Source organism: Terriglobales bacterium, assembly GCA_035567895.1.
Classification (GTDB): Bacteria; Acidobacteriota; Terriglobia; order Terriglobales; family Acidobacteriaceae; genus Gp1-AA112.
This window is the reverse complement of record DATMPC010000103.1, coordinates 33,884-48,847: the sequence shown is the minus strand read 5'-3', so window position 1 is coordinate 48,847 and position 14,964 is coordinate 33,884. Positions and strand designations below refer to the sequence as shown.

Genomic DNA, 14,964 nt, shown 5'->3' with positions numbered 1-14,964 from the left:
CGAAGGTTTGGCGTTTGACGAAGGGTCAGAACTCCCGTGCGTTATTATGTTGGGCCCAACTTCCCAGAGATCGAGTCGACAGGTACGTCCTGAGCTCGCCGTGACGCCAGCAAACCGTCTATTTTCGAGGATTCCAGCAGCGCTTTGGCGCTACGGTCTCGCTGTCTTGTCCGTCGCCATTGCGCTTGGCGTTGCCCTTTTTCTGGACCGCTTTCAGTTCCGTGGTTTGATTGCACCCTTCCTGTTCGCTATAGCCGTGTCCGCCTGGTATGGAGGCGCCTGGGCTGCCGTGCTGGCGATTCTGCTCTCGGGTGCAAGCTTCGACTACTTCTTCACAAAACCTCTTCACTCGTTCGTCATCGCACCTTCCCAAGTCCCATACCTTTTCATCCTCGTTGTGTTCGGGTCACTGGTCACTTGGTTTAGCGAGAACCGCCGCCGCATGGAGCGGGAGCTCAAACAAGCCGAGCAGAAATTCCGTGGGCTTTTGGAATCTGCTCCGGATGCCATGATCGTGGTGAATCGGCAGGGCAAGATCGTGTTGGTGAATGCCCAGGTCGAGAAGCTGTTTGGCTATCAGCGGCAAGAGCTCTTAGGGCAGGAGATTGAGATTCTAGTTCCAGAACGGTTTCGTGCGCGGCATCCGGAACATCGCACGCAGTTCTTTACTCAGCCACGCGTGCGGCCGATGGGCCAAGGTCTGGAGTTGTTCGGGCGGCGGAAAGATGGCACGGAGTTCCCCGTCGAGATAAGCCTCAGTCCGCTGGAGACGGAAGAGGGCGTGCTTGTGTCTGGTGCCATTCGCGATATCACGGAGCGGAAGAAGGCCGAACAAAAATTCCGTGGGCTTCTGGAAGCCGCTCCCGATGCCATGATCGTGATGAACCGGCAGGGCAAGATGGTGCTGGTCAATGCCCAAGTGGAGAAACTGTTTGGGTACAAGCGAGAAGAACTTCTGGGTCAGGAGATTGAGATTCTGGTTCCGGAACGGTTTCGTGCGCGGCATCCGGAACATCGCACGCAGTTCTTTACTCAGCCACGTGTGCGACCGATGGGCCAAGGTCTGGAGTTGTTCGGGCGGCGGAAGGATGGAACGGAGTTTCCCGTGGAGATCAGCCTCAGTCCGTTGGAGACGGAAGAAGGCACGCTGGTCTCCGGAGCGATCCGCGATATCACTGAGCGCAAGAAAGCCGAGCAGAAATTCCGTGGGCTTCTGGAAGCCGCTCCGGATGCCATGATCGTGATGAATCGCCAGGGCAAGATCGTGTTGGTCAATGCCCAGGTGGAGAAGCTGTTTGGCTATCAGCGGCAAGAACTCTTAGGGCAGGAGATTGAGATTCTAGTCCCGGAACGGTTTCGTGCGCGGCATCCGGAATATCGCACGCAGTTCTTTACTCAGCCACGCGTGCGGCCGATGGGTCAAGGTTTGGAGTTGTTCGGTCGCCGGAAAGACGGCACGGAGTTCCCCGTCGAGATAAGCCTCAGTCCGCTGGAAACGGAAGAGGGCACGCTGGTCTCCGGCGCTGTCCGCGATATCACGGAGCGCAAGAAAGCTGAGCAGAAATTCCGTGGGCTTTTGGAATCGGCTCCGGACGCCATGATCGTGATGAATCGCCAGGGCAAGATCGTGTTGGTGAATGCCCAGGTCGAGAAGCTGTTTGGCTATCAGCGGGAACAGCTCCTTGGACAAGAGATTGAGATTTTAGTCCCGGAACGTTTTCGTGCCCGACATCCTGAATATCGCACGCAGTTCTTTACTCAACCTCGCGTGCGACCGATGGGCCAGGGTCTGGAGTTGTACGGACGACGAAGAGACGGAACCGAGTTTCCAGTAGAGATCAGCCTCAGTCCGCTGGAGACGGAGGAGGGCACGCTGGTCTCTGGCGCGATCCGCGACATTACTGAGCGCAAGAAAGCCGAGCAGAAATTCCGTGGGCTTCTGGAAGCCGCTCCCGATGCCATGATCGTGATGAATCGCCAGGGCAAGATCGTGTTGGTCAATGCCCAGGTCGAGAAGCTGTTTAGTTATCGGCGGGAAGAGCTCTTAGGGCAGGAGATTGAGATCCTGGTTCCGGAACGGTTTCGCGCTCGACATCCTGAATACCGCACGCAGTTCTTCACGCAGCCCCGCGTGCGACCGATGGGCCAAGGTCTGGAGTTGTTCGGGCGGCGGAAAGATGGAACGGAGTTTCCCGTCGAGATCAGCCTCAGTCCGCTGGAGACGGAGGAGGGCACGCTGGTCTCCGGCGCGATCCGCGACATTACTGAGCGCAAGAAAGCCGAGCAGAAGTTCCGTGGGCTTCTGGAAGCCGCTCCCGATGCCATGATCGTGATGAATCGCCAGGGCAAGATCGTGTTGGTGAATGCCCAGGTCGAGAAGCTGTTTAGCTATCGGCGGGAAGAGCTCTTAGGGCAGGAGATTGAGATTCTAGTTCCGGAACGGTTTCGTGCTCGACATCCGGAATATCGCGCTACGTTCTTCACCCAACCTCGGGTGCGGCCGATGGGTGCGGGTGTTGAGTTATACGGACGGCGGAAAGATGGAACGGAGTTTCCCGTGGAGATCAGTCTCAGTCCACTGGAGACGGAGGGGGGCATGCTCGTGTCGGGTGCGATCCGCGATATCACCGAGCGCAAGCACCGAGATGAGCATGTCAGCGAACTCAATCAGGAGCTCACAAGGCGCTCGGGTGAACTCGAGGCCATAAATAAAGAACTGGAAGCTTTCGCATATTCCATATCCCACGACCTGCGTGCCCCGCTCCGGCATATGGTCGGGTTTACAGAGCTTCTGCAAAAAGGCGCCGCGTCAAAAATAGACGATAAAGGTCGCCGCTATATGACGATGATTCTCGAATCGGCGAAACGAATGGGCACGCTGATAGACGATCTTCTGGCCTTTTCCCGAATCGGGCGCGCTGAAACGCGTGAATCTATGGTTAGCATGGAACAGTTGGTAAAAGAAGTTCAGAACGAAGTGTGGCGGGAGACGGAAGGGCGCAATATGACCTGGAAGATCGGGCCGCTACCTGACCTGTATGGAGACAGGTCGATGCTGAAGCTTGCGCTGGTCAATTTGATTTCCAATGCCATTAAATTCACGCGCACGCGCTTGACACCGGAGATTGAGATTGGATGCACGGACGAACCAACAAACGGTGTGGTTGTGTTCGTTAAGGACAATGGAGTTGGTTTCGACATGAAGTATTCCAACAAACTGTTTGGAGTATTCCAACGTCTGCACAGAGCGGACGAGTTTGAAGGCACGGGCATCGGATTGGCGACCGTACAGCGCATTATCCATCGTCACGGAGGCCGGGTCTGGGCCGAGGGCCAAGTAGGGAGCGGTGCAACCTTTTATCTTTCGTTACCTAAACCGTAGGAGCTCGAGAGCATGCCTAATATCGGACGTATTTTGCTGGTGGAAGACGATCCCAAGGACGTCGAACTCACCATGACCGCGCTGGAGGAATATAACCTCAGCAACGAAGTCGTAGTTGCTTCGGATGGAGAAGAGGCGCTGGACTATCTCTTTTACCGCGGAAAATTCCAGCTGCGCAGTGGCGACAATCCCGCGGTTCTGCTGCTCGATCTGAAATTGCCAAAGGTCGATGGCCTGCAAGTGCTGGAGAAGATAAAGTCCGACGACAAGTTGAAGCTCATTCCCGTGGTAGTACTCACGTCTTCGCGTGAGGAACGGGATATGGTGGCGAGCTACAAGCTCGGCGTGAATGCATACGTCGTGAAGCCGGTGGATTTTCATGAGTTCGTCAATGCCATCAAGGAACTCGGAGTCTTTTGGGCGATTATCAACGAGCCGCCCCCGGGCAGCACAAAGAAGAAGTAGGAACAGAAGTTTTGAAATCCGGGGGGCCCAGTTGAGCCGTGTGGACTGAAAATTGCTTGAGACATGCGGGGAAGTGACGATTGCGAATTCTCTATCTTGAAGACGAGCCGAGGGACGCCGAGCTTGTGCAGGCAAGCCTGGAGGCCGATGGTCTCCACTGCGAACTGATACGTGCCGACACTCGAGCTGACTTCCTCACGTCTCTTCAGAAGGGTGGATTTGAGCTGATCCTGGCGGACTATACTCTTCCGCTGTTCGACGGCATTTCTGCTTTAAAACTCGCGCAGGAAATCTGTCCGGAAGTGCCATTCATCTTCGTCTCTGGAACGATGGACGAAGAACTTGCCATTGAAGCACTTAAGCAGGGCGCCACCGACTATGTTTTCAAAACGCGGCTATCGAAAATTGCGCTTCGGGTTCGTCGAGCGTTGCGTGAGACCGAGGAGCGATGTCAGCGCAAGCGGGCCGAAGAGGCACTACAGCGCAACGAAGCTTACTTAGCAGAAGCCCAGAGGTTGAGCCATACCGGCAGTTTCGGGTGGCACGTGGCCAGCGGAAAGATCTATTGGTCCGAAGAAACGTATCGGATTATCGAAATAGAACTAGGCACCCAGCCCACGCTGGATCTCGTATTTGAACGAATCCATCCAGATGACAGGCCGCTTGTTCAAGAGGTAATCGACTGTGCTAGGCAGCAGGCAAGGGAATTCGATTTTGAACATCGCCTGCTGCTTCCCGATGGTTCAGTGAAACATGTTCGGGTCGTAGGCCATCCAGTCGCACAAGCCAGATCGGAGGATCTGGAATTTGTGGGTGCGGTAACAGACATCACCGAACGTAAGCGGGCCGAGCAGGAACTTCAGCAACTTGTGGATCTGGTTCCTCAAATTATTGTGGTGCTAGACGCCGACGGCAAACGGATCCATGCAAATCGTGTTGCCAGGGAATACACGGGGTTGACGCTCGACAAGTTTACGTCAGAGGACATCGGCAAAATAGTTCATCCCGATGACGCGGTGAGAATGCGCAGAGTACGGGAGCGTGGACTTGCCCTGAGCGCCCCGTTTGAGCTCGAGGCAAGATTGCGTGGAAGAGATGGCGTCTATCGATGGTTCCTGTTTCGGTACAACCCATTAGTAGAAGAAGGCCGCGTTCGACGATGGTATGCGACCTCAACCGAAATTGAATCGCGCAAACGGGAAGAAAACCGGGTCCGAAGAGAGAATGTGCGCCTGGAAGAGCGAACTCGAATTGCGCAGGAACTTCATGACACACTTCTCCAGACGTTCCTGAGCGCATCGATGCTGCTGAGCGTAGCGGCAGATGAGGTATCTTCGGATTCGTCGGTGAAACCGCGGTTAGATCGAATCCTGCAGATCATGAACCAGGGGATTCAGGAGGGCAGGGCGACTATTCAGGATCTCCGGTCGACCGGCACGCCGGATCTGGTTCAGGCCTTGTCGCGCGTCCAAGAGGAAGTCGCGGTTCAACCCGACGTCGACTTTCGCGTAGCCGTTGTTGGGCGGCAGGAGCCGCTGCGGTCGCAAGTCTGGCATGAGATTTACCGAATTGGGAGAGAGGCTCTGGTCAACGCATTCAGTCATTCCCGAGCCAAGCGCGTGGAGTTCGAACTCGAATATGCCGACAGCAACCTGCGCATGCGGGTTCGAGACAATGGGTGTGGAATCGATCCTCAAGTGCTCCTCGCAGGGCGTGACGGGCACTGGGGTCTGGCGGGAATGCGGGAGCGCGCGACGAGAATCGGGGGACTACTCGAAATCGCCAGTAGCCCGACCAACGGGACAGAGGTCCAACTGTTCATCCCAAGCGCTGTTGCCTTCCACTCCTCTGCTGATTAGAGCTTGTCATAGCGCAAAAACCTGTCAATGCTTGGCGTTTGACCGAAGGTCTAGGTCTCGTCCCCATTCGCTGAAGGCGTTCCATCCTCTTAGGTTTACGGAGCATCGGGCCGGTGAGGTATAGCTCCAGTGCTACCCGAATGAGGTACCTATCGGAACGCCTCCCGTGGTAACAAAAAAACACTGCATCTCGTGATGTGTCCACAGGAGAGATCGTGAGAAAGTTCTGATCGTGCAAAGGAGAAAACGTCATGTGGATGAGATCATGCGCGGTTTGTAAAGCGATCTTGCACAAACTCCGGTTGTCCGATTCGGTGCGTTGTCAATGTGGATGGTCATGGTAGGGCTACCGGAGTTCAAAGGTTAAGTTGGGTTGGGTCCCGGGCCAGAAGCATGAATTAAGGAGATGTGTCATGGCAAAGGTAATTGAGTTTTACACTCCGAGGAATTTTCAGAACCCGTCTAAGTCTCCTCAGACGCAGCCTGGAAAAGTTATCGAGTTTCGCTCAGAAGCGAAGAAATCGGCCTAGTCGGATAGATCGGATGAGTTAGAGGTCAAAGGATTATGAGAAATCTCACCATCGCGCTGGATCCTACGCGTCGCAACACAGAGGCGGCTGCGTTCGCGAATAGTCTGCACAGAAACATCGTTGGCCAGGAGCACGCCGTCGAAGAAGTAGCGCAGATATACCAGACGTTTCTGGCTGGGCTGAATCCTCCCGGACGTCCGGTGGCCAATATGCTGTTTCTGGGACCGACCGGTTCGGGCAAGACCCGCGTGGTGGAGGCGATGGCGCAGGCATTGTTTGGCGATCCTCGCGCCTGCATCAAGATCGACTGTGCTGAGTTTCAGCATTCTCATGAAATTGCCAAGCTGATCGGTTCTCCCCCGGGATACCTGGGCCATAAGGAGACTCATCCGTTGCTGACCCAGCAGGCCATTGATCAGTGGCACACCGAGAAGCTGAAGCTTTCCATACTGCTGTTTGACGAGATCGAAAAGGCTTCCGACGCATTGTGGCAGCTACTACTCGGAGTTTTGGATAAGGGGACTCTTACTTTGGGCGACAACCGTCGCGTGGATCTTTCGCAGTGCATCATTATTATGACGTCCAACCTCGGGGCGGCCGAGATGTCGAACCTGGCGAACGGCCGCTTCGGATTCTCACCGAAGCAGGAAGTCGTTGATGACGGATTTGACGAAAAGATCGACCGTACCGCGGTGGAAGCTGCACGGCGCAAGTTCACGCCGGAGTTCATGAACCGCATCGACAAGGTTGTCGTGTTCAAGACCTTGCGCTCATCACATCTGCAGCGGATCCTCGAACTCGAGTTGGAGATGGTGCAGCGGCGCATCCTGGGAGCATCCGGCTCGAAAAAATTCCTCTTCGGTTGCACAGAAAGCGTCAAGAACTTTCTTCTGGAAGAGGGTACCGACGCAAAGTATGGGGCTCGTCATTTGAAGCGGGCGATAGAAAAAAATCTCGTGTCTCCTCTTGCGAGTCTAGTAGCAACTTCGCAGTTAAAGTTTGGGGACTTCGTCAGAATCGATCTCGACCCGGAGGGCCGCCTCATTTTCACCAAGGAGGCCGAGGGAGCAGCAATCCGAAAACGGGATCGCAACGAGAATGAAGCAGGAGTGACGCCCATCGCAGCAGCCGCAAACAACTCGTCCGCGGGGCTGCTTGGGTACGGGGTCATTTAATGCGCAAGTGTTACTTCGCTCGCATCGACAGAACAGGGCCAGGAATGAAGATGTAAACTGACGCTGCCTCGTGTAGCCTCTTGGACTACGAACAGGCAAAAGGAAACATCTGAAGATCTCGCTCGTGTTTGCGGTTCGGAAGCGTTAAGGGGCCGTCATGAAAACCAGGCTGGTTTTCGTAAAGCGGTTGCAAGCGGTACTGTTGCTGGTTTTGTGTTTTGCGCTGAACAGTTGCCAATCACATAAGGACAACACTAGCCCGTCGATCGAGTTCAGCAAGATTCCGCCCGCTGCGCAGGGTGGGAGAGAGAAAATCGACACGATCGCCGGGCGTGTCAGAAACGCTCGCCCAGGACAGCAGATCGTTATCTATGCGCACAGTGGGCCGTGGTGGGTGCAGCCCTGGCCAGACAAGCCTTTTATACCCATACACGCCGACTCAACCTGGAGCACCGAAACTCACCTCGGATTCGATTACGCTGCTCTACTTATAGAACCCGATTATCGTCCACCCCCCACGATGGACTTAGCGCCCGCGCAGGGTGGTTCGGTGGTTCTAGTAAAGATCGTCAAGGGCACTGGCACGCCGATACTTGCTCCCACAAAGCCACTGAAGTTTAGCGGGTACGATTGGGACGTTCGCACAATCTCGAGCGATCGCGGCGGCACGAACAATCCTTATGATCCGGACAATGCCTGGACAGATGCCAACGGTGCACTTCATCTGCAAATCAAGAAAAAGGCAGGTAGATGGTCTTGTGCAGAAATGGTCTTAAATCGGAGTCTCGGCTACGGTACATATGCGCTCACCGTTCGTGACACTTCCCATTTAGAACCGGCCGCTGTTGTCAGTATGAATACATTCGATTCCTCGGGTGGTGACCAATACTATCGTGAGATGGACGTAGAGATCAGCCATTGGGGAGACTCTACAAAAAAGAACGACGCACAATACGGAATTCAACCGTTCTACATCCCTGGAAATGTTTTCGCATTTGAGGAGCCCAGGGGCACCCTGACGCACGTGATGCGCTGGGAGTCGGGACGCGTAAGCTTTAAGACGTTCCGCGGGTCATCCATCGCTGGGGCGCCGCTGGTTTCTGAACACGAATTCACCTCTGGAATCCCAACCCCGGGCCAGGAAAGAGTAGAGCTATTCTTTTATGTCGTCGCCAGCGACAAGAATCCTCTCCAGAACGACAGCGAGGTCGTAATTGAAAAATTTGAGTACCTCCCGTAGCGATCATTTTGCGCGGCGTTGGTTACTTGAATGGGCCATAGCTGGACTGGCTACAGTTTGTTTTGCGGTTTCGGTATCTGCGGTTAATCCAAATCGGATGCCGTCGCAATACCTTCACGAGTCCTGGGGAATTGAGAAAGGGTTTCCGGGCGGAGCAGTTTCATCTTTTGCCCAAACCCCCGATGGCTACCTCTGGATTGGGACAGACAAGGGCCTGATCCGTTTTGACGGTTTGAACTTCCGGAAATTCGATCAGGCAACTCCCTCCTCATCTCCGATTGGTGCAGTGCGGAAGCTTCTGGCTGACGCACAAGGAAATCTTTGGATCCTGCTGCAAAATACCAAGCTCCTGCGCTACCGCGATGGAGTGTTCGACCTTATCCGCGGCGAGGCTGAGAACGGCATCACGGCAATGGGTCAGAAAACGGGAGGAGCTGTGTTGCTTTCGTCACTCCCCATGGGCACTCTCACATATACCGGCGAACGATTTGTAAGAGTCTCACCGCGAGAGGAATTCTCTCCTTCCGCCGGGGATGCAACAACTCCTGACGACCAGTCAACGCGTTTCAGTTGGTCCACCAGTCTCGCCCAGCATCGCGTTGCCATACCAAACTATGCGGTCACCTCTGTGGTCGACGCCGGCGACGGAAAAATCTGGTTAGGAGCAGAGCAGGGCGGGCTGTTCTACCTGAAAGATGGGCGTGTCTCCGCAGTGGCCAAGGGACTGCCCAGGGCTAAAGTCAACTGCCTGCTGCCTATCCAAAACTCTGAATTGTGGATCGGAACCAGCAATGGTCTGTTGCGTTGGGACGGAACCGAACTCACTCGCGCAGGTGTGCCGTCCCCCCTCCTTCATCTTGAAGTGCTCTCCCTGATTCGAGACCGGGACGCGAACATCTGGGTGGGCACGACTCGCGGGCTGCAGCGTCTCAATACTCACGGTGTTTCCGCGTTGCTCAGAAGTACTTCCGCCGACGCTGCCGTGACTGCGCTGTTCGAAGACAGGGAAGGAAACATTTGGATTGGTAGTGTGCGAGGCATTGAGCGCCTCCGTGACAGCGCGTTTGTTACCTACACAGTTCCCGATTTGAAATCGCAAAGTATAGGGCCAGTGTACGCCGGCCCTGACGGTCAGATTTGGTTTGCGCCCATCGAGGGCGGCTTGCGGAGACTGAAGGAAGGAGATCTCGGAACTCTCAGGGCTGCCGGGTTGACTCAGGATATTGTCTACTCAATCGCCGGCCGGGGAAACGACTTGTGGCTCGGACGACAGCGTGGCGGGCTGACGCATCTGCACGATTCCAACGGTTCGTTTGCGGCCAAGACGTACACGCAGGCCGATGGGCTGGCTCAAAACAGCGTCTCTGCAGTTTACGAAAGTCACGATGGAACGCTCTGGTTGGGGACGCTGAATAGCGGCGTGAGCGAACTGCGGAACGGCCATTTCAAAACCTACCCGACTCCGAGCGGATTGGCGTCGAACACCGTGTCCTCGATTGTCGAGGGACTCGATCGAACGATGTGGTTTGGCACCCCCAATGGTGTGAGTGCGCTGTCTAAGACTGGCTGGCGTAGTTACAGCGTTCGCGACGGGTTGCCTTCTCAGGACGTCAACTCACTACTGCTGGATTCGACAGGGGCGCTGTGGATTGGAACTGCCGAAGGCCTCGCCTTTCTTAGCGCGGGGCAGGTCCACGCGCCGAAAAACGTGCCCGACTCGCTGCGCGAGCAGATATACGGAATGGCGGAAGACAGGAACGGATGGCTCTGGGTTGCAACCGCGAATCATGTGCTGCAGGTGAAACGCAGCAGCTTAATTGAGGACGTAGTGGGTGACAATGATGTGCGCGAGTACGGCATCGCGGATGGACTGGGCGGTACCGAAGGAGTAAAGCGGCACCGATCGGTTGTCGCCGATACGCAGGGGGGTATTTGGTTTTCCACGAATCGTGGTCTTTCCATGGCTGATCCGCTGCGGGCGACCGTCAATTCCGCACCGGCTCTCGTTCACGTTGAGGCAGTTTTGGCCGATGGCAGTCCGATCAATCTCCGAGAACCTGTCCAGGTTTCGGCAGCAAAACAAAGAACTACGTTTCGCTATGTGGGGCTGAGTCTCGGCAACTCTGAGCGGGTCCACTACCGTTACCGACTGGACGGCTTTGATCACGGCTGGAATGAAGCTGTGACGAACCGGGAAGCCACCTACGCAAACCTCGGGGCGGGTTCATACCGGTTCCGTGTGATGGCCAGTAACAGTGATGGCCTGTGGAACAGCTCGGAGGCTGAGTTGGCCTTCGAAGTTGAGCCAACCATGTGGCAAACGTGGTGGTTTCGGTTGAGTTGTGTGGTTTTCGCCGGGTTGCTGACCTTGGTGCTCTACCGGGTACGCATGCACCAGGTGACCCGGCTGCTTAGTATTCGCTTTGAGGAGAGGCTTGCCGAACGAACCCGCATCGCACACGAGCTGCATGACACGTTTCTGCAAGGCGTCCTCAGCGTGTCTATGCAGCTTCACGTTGCGGTGGATCAATTGCCCGCCGATTCTCCGTCACGTCCCACTCTGAATCGGATTTTGCAATTGTCAGGACAAGTCGTCGCTGAAGGCCGCAACATGCTGCGAGGACTGCGATCTTCGATCGAGAGCGCACAGGATCTGAAGAATTCACTCTCACGAATTCCCGAGGAACTGGGTGAGGAAGGAGTTGATTTCCGCGTCGTAGTCGAAGGTGCTTCTTTACCGTTGCGGCCCGCGATCCGTGACGACGTTTACAGCATAGGCCGGGAAGCATTGGTGAATGCATTCCGCCATTCGGGAGCCAACAACATCGATGTTCACCTTCAGTATGCAACAGACCACTTGCGAGTTCTCGTCCAGGACGATGGCGGCGGGATCGATCCTCAGGTTCTGCATTTCGGACGCGATGGACACTGGGGACTTTCAGGCATGCGGGAACGAGCCGAGAGGATCGGAGCGAAGCTGCGGGTGCTGAGTCGCACTGGAGGTGGAACTGAAGTCGACCTGCGCGTCCCCAGCGACATTGCTTTCGAATACAGTCCTTCGAATTCAGCTTCCTCGTGGTTTGCAAACATCCGCTGGCGACGGAGAAACCCAAGCCGTCCCGACAATAATTACCGGGAAGGATGATAGATAAATGCCCGTGGTCAAATTCGAATTATCAGGGCCTCGTCCCTTTTGAGCCTCGGACTTGATGCATTCGCGTCTATACTTGGCTGTCGAAAGATGCGGCACGAAAACAGATCCCACAAGAATCAGAAATCACAAAAGTGAGCGGTGTAGATGCCCGAGGCGGCTAAAATTCGCGTCTTTAGCGTTGACGATCATCCTCTGCTGCACGAGGGTGTGGCTACAGTTATCAGAAATCAGCCGGACATGCTGCTGGTGAGTGAAGCGTCCAATGGGCGGGACGCCATTCAGCGATTTCGGGAACATCTCCCCGACGTAACCCTGATGGATCTTCGGCTTCCCGACATGAGCGGCATCGATGCGATGATCGCTATCCACTCAGAGTTTCCCGCAGCCCGCATCATCATTTTGACAACATTTGCCGGCGACGTGGAGATTCAGCGAGCCCTCGAAGCTGGAGCTCGCGCCTACATGCTGAAAAGTATGCCCCCGAAGGAACTGGTGGAGGTAATTCGTCAGGTGCATGCAGGTAAGAAGCGCATTCCACCGGAGATCGCAGCCCACTTGGCGGAGCATTACAGCGACGAGACTCTTACCGCACGGGAAATTGAGGTTCTCCAGAAAATTGCTGCCGGCAACCGGAACCGCGATATTGCCGAGAAGCTTTTCATCACAGAAGAAACCGTGAAAGTGCATATCAAGCACATCATGGAAAAGCTCGGCGCTTCCGATCGGACGCAGGCGGTCGCTATTGGTGTGCGGCGCGGGATCATCCAGCTCTGACAAAAATTCCCAGTCAATCTTGCCGATACCTCAAAAGTGGTAGGAAAAGATTCCAAGCACTAGGGATTCATTTCGTGAACGAAACCTCTACTCTGCGGAATTGGTCGTGGGTCTTAGTCGTGAAGGAGACAATCGCTGCTTCCAATGTTCTCTACCTTTCCGGACGGGTGGCCGGGTGCAGGTCTTCTGCTTCTACGAGCGGCTGGGGGAGCTGTACTTATTACTCAAGGTACGGCCTACTTCAGTGATAGACATCAATTCGGATTCCTAATGTTAGCTGTCGTCGCTGCCATGATTGCAGTTGGCGTTCTGCTTCTGATCGGACTCCTTACTCGGTTCGTGGCATTAGTAGCCGCGATGATCGGCGTGAGCAGCGTTTTTTCCTGGTTTCCGAGATCCAGCATCGGCCCTCTTGAGTCCCCAACGACTGCTGTCTTGTCGGCAGTGATCGCCGTTGCTGTAATTTGCCTGGGCGCAGGCGCTTTGTCTCTTGACGCACGGATGTTTGGACGTCGGGAGATTATCATTCCCCCAACTTCATCGAGGACAAGTCCACTCTAACTCCGTAAAAAAGTTCTCACTCTCAGTAGTGCGCTACCAATCAGAAGAGAGTTCTTCAGTACTGATCTTTGTCTCCGGCCAAGTAGCACTCCGCGATAATGGCCCTTGCCTTGCATCGACTTCGGTTGAGAACGCAAGTGCCGCGCGGATTTCTCGCGCATGGACAACTAAAAATGGCATTTCCCGAGCGCCGTACGGCGGACATCCTCCTAACCATACTGTTCTTTGCAATGGTGTGCGTAGCCGTCTACGGTGCTCGTCGCATCATCCTGATCTTCGTGTTTGCCGTATTTTTCGCTTACTTGATTAATCCCCTCGTCAAGTTCCTGCAACGGCATTCTCTGTTTTTCAGGAATTTGAGGGGGCCCGCGGTGGTGGAGGTGTACCTCGCCTTTGTGATTTTGATGGCTCTACTGGGATATGAGTTCGCACCAGGTCTGGCCAGGAATACCGTGAAGCTGGTGGATCAGGTGCCGGTCCTGCTCGACGGCCTCTCCACCGGAAATATAGCGACCGAACTGAGAGGGGAATACGGCTGGAGCGAAGAACAAGAATTCCGCTTCAGGGCATTCTTAACCAGGCACAAAGGGGATATTCAGGGCCTCGTAACAACGACCGATCGTTATCTTTCGAACGCCGCGCGAGTCCTCGGTTTGTTGTTTGTAATTCCCATCCTGGCGATCTTCTTTTTGCGCGACGGCGATCACATCGCGGACATCTTCATTCAGCTATTCTTCCCCACGAACCTGCGTCCCAGAATTCGTGCCGTAGCGCGCGAACTGCACATAATGCTCACTCAATATATGAGGGCGCAAGTACTTCTTTGCGGTCTTTCCTTTCTCTTTTATTCGGGAGCGATGCTCCTTCTGCGATTTCCGCACGCCATAGCATTGGGCTTTCTGGGCGGATTGTTGGAGTTCATCCCCGCGGTTGGTTGGATAAGCACATTCGCAGCGGTTATCGGCATCGGCATTCTGAATCACTCGCACTGGATCTTGATGGCGGCGTTGCTGGGAGTTTGGAGAGTGATTCAGGACTACTACACTACGCCGCGAATCATGGGACATCACTTGAAGATCCATCCTTTGGCTGCGATTTTCGGTGTGCTAGTTGGCGCAGAGATCGGAGGTATCGTGGGCATTTATCTCGCCGTGCCAATGATGGCGTCGATGCGTGTGATCTGGCGTGCATATGCTGCGGAGCAAAGCGGGCCGGGCCGTCATGCCCATTTCGACGTTGATGGGAAAGTGCCTGAGCTACTGGAGACCGGGACTATCTGATCAAGAAATCACATGGACGATCACGCTGAATTGTGCGAAGAAGCGAGACGCAGCCCGGTTGAGACTAGGCCACAACACAAACTATCGGGAGGTCCTTCTCACCTGGGGCGGGAGGCAGCAGGAATATGGCTCGCCGTCTGGCGGCGGTTTACGTCTGCTCCGCTGCTGCCGGCAGACTTGGTTTTTGCGTAGTTTGCCCATTCCCATTCCGGGAGCCAGTTCCTGCGGCACCTGCCGCAACATTGATACTCCACCATATGTCCGCCGCATCTGGGGCAGACCCAATTGATGATCGAGGAGATGATCCTGTCGTTAGTTTCTTCTGGCGTCGTCTCGATAGCGCTCATAGCTGCTCTCGTATCGCCTAAGCCTTTCTTAAACTATTGCTTCAGGTTGGCAATGATGCAAGGCGCAGCCTGGGACTGCATATGTCGGTTAACTTGCCGCCGGTGTCTTTCACTCTCAAGCGCTCCGTGCTGGTTGGCTGCGGACTTCGTCTGAACCGGCTGCTGCCTCGCTGCAAGTTGAGCTTGCAAGCGAGATG

General features: G+C 55.1%; 9 protein-coding genes. All 9 read left to right on the top strand.

The annotated features are described in order from the left end of the window. Window positions 1–100 precede the first annotated feature (100 nt). The 9 genes from VNX88_21655 (at window position 101) to VNX88_21615 (ending at window position 14,420) form a co-directional block, all read left to right on the top strand. A complete protein-coding gene (locus tag VNX88_21655; protein ID HWY71287.1) occupies window positions 101–3,382 on the top strand; it encodes a PAS domain S-box protein in 3,282 nt (1,093 codons plus the stop codon). Window positions 3,383–3,394: 12 nt separating this feature from the next. Continuing rightward, window positions 3,395–3,847, top strand: a complete 453-nt coding sequence (locus tag VNX88_21650) for a response regulator (GenBank protein ID HWY71286.1) — start codon at window positions 3,395–3,397, stop codon at window positions 3,845–3,847. A gap of 80 nt (window positions 3,848–3,927) precedes the next feature. Continuing rightward, window positions 3,928–5,706 carry a PAS domain-containing protein gene (locus VNX88_21645; protein HWY71285.1) on the top strand — a complete coding sequence of 593 codons (1,779 nt, stop codon included), beginning with the start codon at window positions 3,928–3,930 and terminating at the stop codon, window positions 5,704–5,706. Window positions 5,707–6,271: 565 nt separating this feature from the next. Continuing rightward, entirely contained in the window at window positions 6,272–7,411 is a 1,140-nt protein-coding gene (locus tag VNX88_21640; GenBank protein ID HWY71284.1) for an AAA family ATPase, read from the top strand. Between the two features lie 157 nt (window positions 7,412–7,568). Next, window positions 7,569–8,651 carry a hypothetical protein gene (locus VNX88_21635; protein ID HWY71283.1) on the top strand — a complete coding sequence of 361 codons (1,083 nt, stop codon included), beginning with the start codon at window positions 7,569–7,571 and terminating at the stop codon, window positions 8,649–8,651. Next, complete coding sequence (locus tag VNX88_21630; GenBank protein ID HWY71282.1) at window positions 8,635–11,796, top strand: two-component regulator propeller domain-containing protein; 3,162 nt, start codon at window positions 8,635–8,637, stop codon at window positions 11,794–11,796. Before VNX88_21635 ends, VNX88_21630 begins: the two co-directional genes overlap by 17 nt. A 153-nt stretch (window positions 11,797–11,949) precedes the next feature. After that, a complete protein-coding gene (locus tag VNX88_21625) occupies window positions 11,950–12,579 on the top strand; it encodes a response regulator transcription factor (protein ID HWY71281.1) in 630 nt (209 codons plus the stop codon). Window positions 12,580–12,723: 144 nt separating this feature from the next. Beyond that, complete coding sequence (locus VNX88_21620) at window positions 12,724–13,140, top strand: TQO small subunit DoxD (protein HWY71280.1); 417 nt, start codon at window positions 12,724–12,726, stop codon at window positions 13,138–13,140. 137 nt (window positions 13,141–13,277) lie between these two features. Next, complete coding sequence (locus tag VNX88_21615) at window positions 13,278–14,420, top strand: AI-2E family transporter (protein ID HWY71279.1); 1,143 nt, start codon at window positions 13,278–13,280, stop codon at window positions 14,418–14,420. Window positions 14,421–14,964 lie beyond the last annotated feature (544 nt).